Origin of the sequence: uncultured Roseobacter sp., assembly GCF_947496515.1 — a bacterium.
Classification (GTDB): Bacteria; Pseudomonadota; Alphaproteobacteria; order Rhodobacterales; family Rhodobacteraceae; genus Roseobacter.
On the sequence record NZ_CANMDB010000035.1, the window covers coordinates 1 to 8,379 of the forward strand.

10 protein-coding genes are annotated in these 8,379 nt (G+C 54.6%); 4 read left to right on the forward strand and 6 right to left on the reverse strand.

Translation table 11 applies throughout. The annotated features are described in order from the left end of the window. Nucleotides 1-141 precede the first annotated feature (141 nt). Nucleotides 142-981 (reverse strand): replication initiation protein, encoded by an 840-nt coding sequence (locus Q1A53_RS23050; protein WP_299971671.1) that lies wholly within the window; start codon nt 979-981, stop codon nt 142-144. 346 nt (nt 982-1,327) lie between these two features. Between Q1A53_RS23050 and Q1A53_RS23055 the strand changes: the two genes are divergently transcribed. From Q1A53_RS23055 to Q1A53_RS23065, 3 genes are all read left to right on the forward strand, one after another. Continuing rightward, the gene (locus Q1A53_RS23055; protein WP_299971674.1) at nt 1,328-1,567 is read left to right on the forward strand and encodes a helix-turn-helix domain-containing protein; all 240 of its coding nucleotides are present in this window, start codon (nt 1,328-1,330) and stop codon (nt 1,565-1,567) included. Nucleotides 1,568-1,628: 61 nt separating this feature from the next. Next, complete coding sequence (locus Q1A53_RS23060; protein WP_299971676.1) at nt 1,629-2,951, forward strand: hypothetical protein; 1,323 nt, start codon at nt 1,629-1,631, stop codon at nt 2,949-2,951. A gap of 423 nt (nt 2,952-3,374) precedes the next feature. Continuing rightward, nucleotides 3,375-3,998, forward strand: a complete 624-nt coding sequence (locus Q1A53_RS23065) for a hypothetical protein (RefSeq protein ID WP_299971679.1) — start codon at nt 3,375-3,377, stop codon at nt 3,996-3,998. A 485-nt stretch (nt 3,999-4,483) separates the two neighbouring features. Here Q1A53_RS23065 and Q1A53_RS23070 read toward each other — a convergent pair whose 3' ends face one another. The 4 genes from Q1A53_RS23070 to Q1A53_RS23085 all read right to left on the reverse strand — a co-directional run bounded on the left by Q1A53_RS23070 (nt 4,484) and on the right by Q1A53_RS23085 (nt 7,161). Then, a complete protein-coding gene (locus Q1A53_RS23070; RefSeq protein WP_299971682.1) occupies nt 4,484-5,386 on the reverse strand; it encodes a M10 family metallopeptidase C-terminal domain-containing protein in 903 nt (300 codons plus the stop codon). Continuing rightward, complete coding sequence (locus Q1A53_RS23075; protein WP_299971684.1) at nt 5,376-5,897, reverse strand: hypothetical protein; 522 nt, start codon at nt 5,895-5,897, stop codon at nt 5,376-5,378. The genes Q1A53_RS23070 and Q1A53_RS23075 overlap by 11 nt, the downstream gene beginning before the upstream one ends. Nucleotides 5,898-6,254: 357 nt before the next feature. Then, nucleotides 6,255-6,512 (reverse strand): CopG family transcriptional regulator, encoded by a 258-nt coding sequence (locus tag Q1A53_RS23080; RefSeq protein WP_299971687.1) that lies wholly within the window; start codon nt 6,510-6,512, stop codon nt 6,255-6,257. Continuing rightward, nucleotides 6,505-7,161: a ParA family protein gene (locus Q1A53_RS23085; protein ID WP_366873046.1), complete on the reverse strand. Its 657-nt coding sequence runs from the start codon at nt 7,159-7,161 to the stop codon at nt 6,505-6,507. Before Q1A53_RS23085 ends, Q1A53_RS23080 begins: the two co-directional genes overlap by 8 nt. Before the next feature lie 117 nt (nt 7,162-7,278). Between Q1A53_RS23085 and Q1A53_RS23090 the strand changes: the two genes are divergently transcribed. Continuing rightward, nucleotides 7,279-7,962 carry a recombinase family protein gene (locus Q1A53_RS23090; protein ID WP_299971692.1) on the forward strand — a complete coding sequence of 228 codons (684 nt, stop codon included), beginning with the start codon at nt 7,279-7,281 and terminating at the stop codon, nt 7,960-7,962. Here Q1A53_RS23090 and Q1A53_RS23095 read toward each other — a convergent pair. Beyond that, nucleotides 7,959-8,379 (reverse strand): hypothetical protein (locus Q1A53_RS23095; protein ID WP_299971695.1); only part of this gene is annotated, 421 nt, incomplete at its 5' end. The two genes, Q1A53_RS23090 and Q1A53_RS23095, sit on opposite strands and share 4 nt — an antisense overlap.

The following is an 8,379-nucleotide window of genomic DNA, read 5'->3' on the forward strand; positions in this document are numbered from 1 at the left end:
CGCGTTCGTCGTTCTCTATCTTTGTCCAGAGCAAGAACCCCCCAATCGCAACGCCACACAAAACGAGCAGGCCGACCATCGCGCGCGGGAATGCGAACAGAAGGAACAGAAATATTCCGATACCAATAACCCAAGCCATAGCTACTCGATCACCTCAGGCGGCAACATTTCTTCAACGGTCCCGGTGATCCGCGCCTTTCGGCCCACACGGGGGCGTTGCAATTCAGCGTAAGCGGCCTTGCGACCTTCAATGTCCTTCGCGCCCCAGCCGATCAGGACGCCAGTGACGCGCCGCCCGGTTTTCTCAGGCACCACGGTCACAGTGAAGTCTGACAGAGCGTTCACTTCCACAAGGGCGGGCTTGATCGCGTATTGGTTCAGATTGCCATAGGTGGTCAGCTTGTCCGCTTCCACGCCTAAGAGTTCCCGGAAATCATCCAGGGCAAACCGTTCAGTGAACACATGCTTGAGCCGCACCCGCCGCGCTACGGCTTCGTAGAGGGCCAGTGCATACTTCGAGGTGAACGAGCGCAGGACTTCCAGTTCCAGCTTTGCAAAGACCGTGGAATCCTTGAGCAGCAATGCCAGTTCTGGCGGGATCGAGTATTTCAGATTGCCCCGTTTCCGTTTCGGGTCTGACAGGTTGTTCCATCCCAATAGCTGCACGCGGTCTGTTGAGCCGTCCGGGCGCTGGATCGTCACCACCGTTGTCATGAGCGCCTCAATCGAGCGCACAAGCCGGTCATTGCTATCGTGGGTTTCCCGCAGGTCTGCCAGGGGGATTTCAAAGCGCCGGTTCTCTGAGGCCAGATCAGGCCCGAACGCATGGCGTAGCAGGACATTGAACAACCGCCGGTCTGCCAAGGTCAGCTTGGCCGAACCCTTCACCTCAATGAGTTCGGCAGGCTTCACCATCTCGCCCATGTTCGGGGCAACATCGAGCGTGCGCGTATTATTAGGTTTGGGGCGGTTCGTGTCCAACAACTCTTAACCCTTAGCTTGGTGATTCTGTCAAAGCTAAGAGAAAAGCGTGTCAGGGCGCAAGGTTTGGTGGTTCAGTCTGAGCCGCGCACAAACCGCCCGATTCCTAAGCGTAAACCGCCCCAAAACTAAGGGATAACCGCCCCAAAACTAATCCGTCCTTGCCCGATTCCTAATAGTTCGGCGGATTCCTGTTTTTAGATCAGTTGCTTACGCAGCCCGAAGAAAGAAGATTCTAGAAGAAAAAGAAGAAGAGTTAGCCACCTTCAAAAACACTCAGACATTGCGGATTTACGTAATTACGCATATACTTATACACGTATGAAACAGCCAAAAGGCATCGAGCATGACACCCCAATCCTTAGACGTTCTGACTGTCTCTGAATTTTGCGAGGCCGTTGGGATCAGCCGCAGCACTTGGCACAAACTGAAACGCCAGGGCAAAGCACCTGCTATCGTGAATATCGGTGGCATTCAGCGGATACGCCGGGAAGCTATCGAAACATGGCTTGCTGAGAATGAGGCACGGGCAACCGCGGACGCTGCACACAATGCCGTCGAAGGCGCTGAGCCGTTGCATGTCTAACTAAGAAAAACCCCCACCGGCAAAACGCACGGCAGGGGCAAGATTGATCGAGTAGAAACATATGGCCAAGAAAGCTAAGAGCAAAGGTTTCTTTGCACTGGACGTTCACCAGTTCGAGCGCATCCGCCAGAACAACTTGGGCGTCGAGGAAGCCGCCACCTATCTTTCGCTTCTGAAAAGCACGGATCAGAGCAACGTGGTATCAGTAGGCGGTGTCAATTCCGTTCAGAGGTATTCCGGCCTCACACGGGCAGAGGCCAAGAAGGCCATGCGAAACCTGGAACGAATAGGCCTCATTGAAACGCTTGAGGTCGAGCGAAAAAGGGCGCGCACGGCACCCCGGCAAAATCTTCCAATCTATGACTCACGGGAACCTCTGACCGGGAAAGCTAAAGCTATCGTTCAGGCCATACAGGAAGGGCGGCAACCATCTGGGCCAAGTGAGACAGGCGCTGCATACCGTGCGCGGGATAAAGGTTGGATCGAGAAGCGGGCAGACGGTTGGCAGATCATCGAACATTCCAACACCGTCGCTTTCATTCCAAACAGCTTTGTCCAGGTCAGTGAGGGGCATTCGCCGCTCTACCGCCTTATGAATGGCGGTGAGTTGGGGCCGATCATGCTGGCTGCTGAGTTGTATCAGCTTCAAAACCTCATGGATGAACGGGGCGTGCCGCTGGACATGATCCGGGGGTATTTCCATTCTTCAGATGATTTCAGCATGAGGCTTCAGAACCATAAGCTTCATCACCTGCGCCCAGGCAGAGACTATGAGGATTACGAGACAGGCGAAGCTAAGAGTATGTCAGCGGCGTATAATCACCGTTGGCGGGGTGAAGACGGCAAAGTGTTCTGGCAAAATCTTCGTGCCTTGGACGCCGCACATGTGACGGAATGGGCCGTCTATAGCGCGAATGGCAAGCCGCCTGAGAATGACGAATACGCTTATAACCGCCCGCAGAGGCCGCTTGGTGTTCTCAGGAACGGTCGCCAGGTTCTCAACACCCCCGAAAGCCGCCCCGCCTTCATGGCTTTTCTGGTCTACAAACTGAAACAGGCGAACGGGCAGCTAACGGAAAGCCTGCCCCAGTTGATCGAAGAATGGCAAAGTAGCGGTTGGGTGTTTGCCTTTGAAAACGCCTCAGTCTCCCATGTCGAAGGCGTCAGCGTTTTGCGGCTGACACACCGCGCCGCGACCGGCAACACGAAGGTTTGGTGGCGGGATTTATGCGAGGAATGCGACAAGGCGTTTTTTTTCGTGGAAATGGCTGCGCGGTCGTATTTTCCACAAATATCTGGTATCATTCAGGAAATCCAGAAAGCGCCGAATTTCAAGGAAGCTATCTCAATACAGATCAACGATAGCTCAATTCCAGTTCAATGACAGATCAAACCTTGTGTGCTGAAGGCAAAGGAACCCCCTTTCCCCCTTTTCTCAGAAAGGATCACCAATGGGACTAGCTGAATCCGTTTCTCTCCTACGCCAAGCGACAACGCTAGCTGAGGTGTTGGATTGCTTAGAAGATAAGAAGGCTTCGCCTGAGGCAACGTCGCGCCCTACCCCAAACGTGGTTTCTCTTTGCCAGTATCGTCACCAGAGGCGACAGGAAGGGCTGTGAGGTCTGTTTGCAGTGAAACCGTTGGTGTTCCGGTGCCAAAATCGCGTGATGACGCTCTACGGGCCTCTCAGCGGCTCTCAGGCATGGTCTGGGTCATTGATAAACAATCAAGTCATTCAGGTGGGAAACCGGGCATCCGATTAAACGGGCAACTTTCCAAATGATTTCGGCAAAATCTGAGGTGTGGCATGGGCGGATCAGGTAGCGGGCGACACTGGCAGTTCGGGGCGGACACAACGAACGACTACCGTTCGATTGATATTCGGTGGTTGAAACGCGAAGGGCTTTTGGAGTCCGGCGTCAGTCGCAGCATCACCTGGTCGCGGGGTGGCGAGGTGACAGGCTCAATCAATGTCCGTTCTGAGCCGGGGCGTGTGATCCTGGACTATCGCCAGCGGGATCGAGGCGGGGAATGGCAACCGGAACGCTATCCCGTCTATCTCGACACCACGCCCTGCCACATGGGCGGTGAGCGACATTGGTTTCTCTGCCCTGCCCGTGGGTGTGGTCGGCGCGTTGCAATCCTCTACGGCGGTGCAATCTTTGCCTGCCGTCATTGCTATCGGCTGGCATATCCGTCTCAGCGGGAAAAGCTGGGGGATCGAGCGGCCCGCAAGGCTGACAGGATCAGGGACAAGCTGGGTTGGGAAGGTGGCGTGCTGAACGGCCCTGAGCCTTGGAACAAACCCAAAGGGATGCACCAAGCCACCTTTGACCGTCTGCGCTGGAAACATGACCGTTTCGCAGACCGTGCGCTGGCCGGTTTCGCTGAACAGTTCGGGTTCGACCTGCCAGACGAATACCGTTTCTAAAGTAGGCTGATTTAGACAAGCTGGCCCGCCGCCCTGCCCGCCTCATTCTGTGCGGCGAAGTTGGCGGCGAAGTTGGCAGGAAATAGGGCCGCTTTCTTCGCATCCTCACAAGCCCCAGAAATGAGGGTCAGACCTTGGCAGAAATGAGGGTCAGACCTTGGCAGGATATGGCGGTTGTATACGCCTTTTGTCCTACCTCCCATCTGGGGGCAAAAATGATGGGGGTGAAAATGGCAGGAAATAGGGGCTCTATGTTCACCCCCTAGTCAGTTCGAGAAACCCTTGTTTTCCAAGGGGGTAATCAGTTTTGGGTGTGAAGATAGAAAACGCCCCGGATTGACCGCTTCAAAGCGGCTTTTCCCGGTGCATCAGAACGCCCCAAAACCGCCCCGATAAATGGGGTCGGTTCGGCTTGGGGCTTTTCCGTTATCAAGGAAAGGTCAGGCCCGGTTTAGGGCGGCCTGTAGCGCTATTTCTATCTTCGCTTATATAAAATCGAAGTCTGAAATGCTTAGCGTTGCCACATCAACGCCGATTAGTTCAATCTGGTCCGTGTAGCTGTCAACCTGGTCAACGTTGCCACCTTCATAGCCGGATACAATGAAAGTATCCGCGCCAACCTGAATGAACGATATGTCGTTGTGATCAAGGCCCTGCAAAACGATACGATCCACTCCTGGCTCGAAGTCGGCGATGGTATCATTCAAAGATCCATTTTTTGCAGATTTGAAGATGAAGGTATCGGCGCCAACACCCCCATGCAGAATATTACTGCCCTCGCCACCAACTAAAGTATCGTTACCCTGCGCTCCATAGAGCGTGTCATTTCCAAGCAGCCCAAAGATGACGTCATCATCGGCTGTTCCGTATAAAATATCGTCTCTAGGACTACCTTGAATAGCCTTCTCGGAGCTTGCAATGACAGACGTAAATTCGGCTTCCCGCTGCGAAAGCAAATAGTAGAGGTATACGCCTAACGCGCTAATAGCAGCCGATAATTCTGCGAATGGTGCAACGCTTTGCGCCTGTTTTCCCATCAGCTTTAGAACAGGCGTCCTCGTTAAGAAGCCTGGTACAGACGCTTGAAGGCCATTTCTATCTTCCGCTTTCCTACAACTAGAGGACAATGAGTAGCCTCTGACTGTCATAGGATTTGGCTGTAGCTCATTTATTTCTTTAGCATCGTTGCTTGCGATACTCTGTGAAAAGCTGTGCTTATGGTGCCAAGTCTCTGATGTTGCCTCCACCGCTTCTTCGTCTGTGAGCAAATCGTCAATCCGAGAGGTCAATGTCCCTGCATTGTTCAGTAGCGCGTCAGCCAACTGATCTGCTGGGAGTGACGCCAGTCGTTCAAGTTCATCTCGGTGAATGCTTCTTTTAGCGGTCATAGGGTTCTCGCCTCCCTGACATTGTCAGCACGAGTTCTTCAAAGGTACCTGCGCCAAGCTTTCTGAGCGAGTAACGGAGACGATCCTTCGCGGCTTTAACCTGCGGAACAGTAAGCTCGCACGCTCTCGCTAGTTCTTGGCTATCTCGGTACTCATAGTCGTCCATGACAGTACGAATTAGTATCTTCTTTACGCAGGCGTCGTTCTCAAAATGACGTAGTAGTGAAAGAAGCGCTTTTCTAACGCCTTCCAGATGCTGAGCGGTTGCTAGAATTTCGTCTGGCGGCTGTGGATGCCTTGCTATGTAGGGCGCAGCTTTTTCCAGATTGTTTGCAATTAAGCGTTGTCGATTGGCTTCCCTGCGCCACAGGTCACGTCCGGTGGTTTCATCCACAGGATGAGCAGCGAAAATCTCTTGCAACGACTTGAACTCAAACGACACACCACCTTGATCGTGGTTGCTCAAATCCTGTCCCATGATGCTGGGATTTGAAGTCGTGGGTTTCTTCAACTGATCAGCCTATCTTCGCTCTCTATCAATGATAGGCGCGAAATCTCAATTTTTCGGAAAAAAAGTTTTTTTCCCTCAACCAACTCTTCTCAGAGCGGTCTTCAATGAAACCAACGCCTAGAGGAGATCAGAGGTATGACATTTTATCATTGGAGCATGTTGGCCCTTACACTGGCATTGCTGATTGTTACCTGTGTGGGTGCCGGAATACTTTGACGCCTCTCGCACACTTGCAAGATAGCTTTCCTGAATGCAGGAAAAGAATTGACCCTGTTTCGAGCGTGTTCTCAGAGGCGGTTAAAATCGAGTAATCCCGTAACCTCAGGCGCTTAGATGATTATTTATGCACTTACGTAACTACGCATTTGCGTGTTTAAGGTATTCCGCAAGGGCGGTTTCCAAAATGTCCTGGTGCGTCTGGTCGGTTTCGGCGGCGTGCATTCTCAGGCGGCGGTAGGTTTCACCATCAAGGGCAAGCGTCAGGCGTTTCTCACCCTCACGCTTAGGCTTCCTTTCCTGAGCGGGTTGCCCTGCCCCGCGTTGCGGTATCCCCGTATCGGTTGGGCGGCTTTCGGTGTTCAACAAGCCATCGAGGGCCACGGTCTTCTTAGCCATCCAAAATCCCTTTCACGTAATCCCACACGGCGGCAATCTCTGCCCCCGCCTTCTGGTCGGTTGTTTCAGACACCCCCTGCCCGGTCGCGCCGGTCTCAGCATATGCGACACGTTGAGCGATATTCACCGGGGCAACCCTGCCATGTTGTGCCAAGACGCGGGCCGCTTCCTCTGTGATCCGCGCACGCGGCGTTTGGGACAGGGCGAAGGCGAAAGGCACCTTGGCGGCATTCACGGCGGCTATGGTCGCGCCCACGGCCCGTAGATCGTCAGGGGAAGGCCGAACCGGGATCAATACCAGGTCCGCCGCGCCAAGCGCCTCAGATAGCCACTCTGGGGCCGCTGGTGGCGTGTCGATTATGCAGAGGTCGAATTGTGCCTTGGCCGCGTCCAGGGTGGCGCGTAGCGCGTGAGGGGCCGGGTCACGGTCCAGCATTGCCGGGGTTTCAGCTTCACGGCTTTCCCACCATCCTCTGAGCGAGCCTTGTGGGTCCAGATCGAGGCAAAGCACTTTCCTGCCATCCAAGGCAGCGGCCACGGATAGATTCCTACAAAGCGTTGTTTTGCCTGCTCCGCCTTTCTGGGCGGCTATTAGTATCGTTTTCATAGTTCGGGACGCTATCGCAAATGTGCGAGGCCGCAAACGCATAAATTCATAGCTACGCACTTGCGTAAATACGTAAACGTACACATATGTATAAGAACACAACGGACGTAGGGTTTTTATACACCCTAAGGTTTCCCCTAGGATCGAAAGGGCCACGCCATGAAATTCGTCACCTATCTTCGCGTATCAACAGAACGCCAAGGCCAGAGCGGTTTGGGGCTGGAAGCACAACGCGCGGCGGTTGCGGCGCATGTCCTGGGCCGGGGCGAGGTCGTGGCAGAGTTTGTCGAGGTGGAAAGTGGCAAGCGTGCAGATCGTCCTGAGTTGGCGCGTGCGCTGGTAGAGGCGAAGCGGGCAGGGGCCGTGTTGCTCATTGCCAAGCTGGACCGTCTCGCCCGCAACGTGGCTTTCATCGCAAACCTTCTGGAAAGCGGGGTCGAGGTCACGGCGGCGGATATGCCTGAGGCAAACCGCTTTGTGCTGCACATCATGGCCGCAGTCGCAGAACAAGAGGGCCGCGCAATCTCAGAGCGCACCAAGGCAGCGCTGGCAGCGGCAAAGGCACGGGGGGTCAAACTGGGCTGGTCTATCCCTGAGAGGGCTTCTGAACAGCGTCAGGCGGCACGCAAGGGCGCGGCAGTGAACAAGGCGCGTGCGCTGGCCCATGCTGAGAACGTGTTGCCAGTGGTTGAGCAGATCAGGGCAGGGGGCGCATCCCTTCGCCAGATCGCGGCGGAATTGAACGCGCGGGGCATCAAAACGGCGCGGGGCGGCAAGTGGTACGCGACCACCGTGCGGAATATAATAACGGCGAAAAACGGTGCAGAGGCGGTTGCAGCCTAGCGATTGCGGAAGGTTGGGCTGGTGTTCTTCACTGTCCAGACCAGTGTTTCAGGCGGGTTAAGCGCAACCCTTTGCTCAGAGGCACCATAAGCCTTTCGGGGGATGGTCCAGCAATTTGCCCAGCTATTGCCGCTGGCAATGATCCGATCCGAAGAATACCCAAGATAGCCGCTATCATAGATCGCATCACTGAACCCTGAACGGTGGCCCTCAATCCCAAACGATACCTTCTCAACAGTGTTGTCAGAGCGGTTCTGTATCTGAACAAACAGCGGGTATTCAGGGCTGCACCGGTCAAGGTCGTGGCTCACAGTGACGGTGACACTGGCGCGCTTTCTGGCGCGTTCGTCGTTCTCTATCTTTGTCCAGAGCAAGAACCCCCCAATCGCAACGCCACACAAAACGAGCAGGCCGACC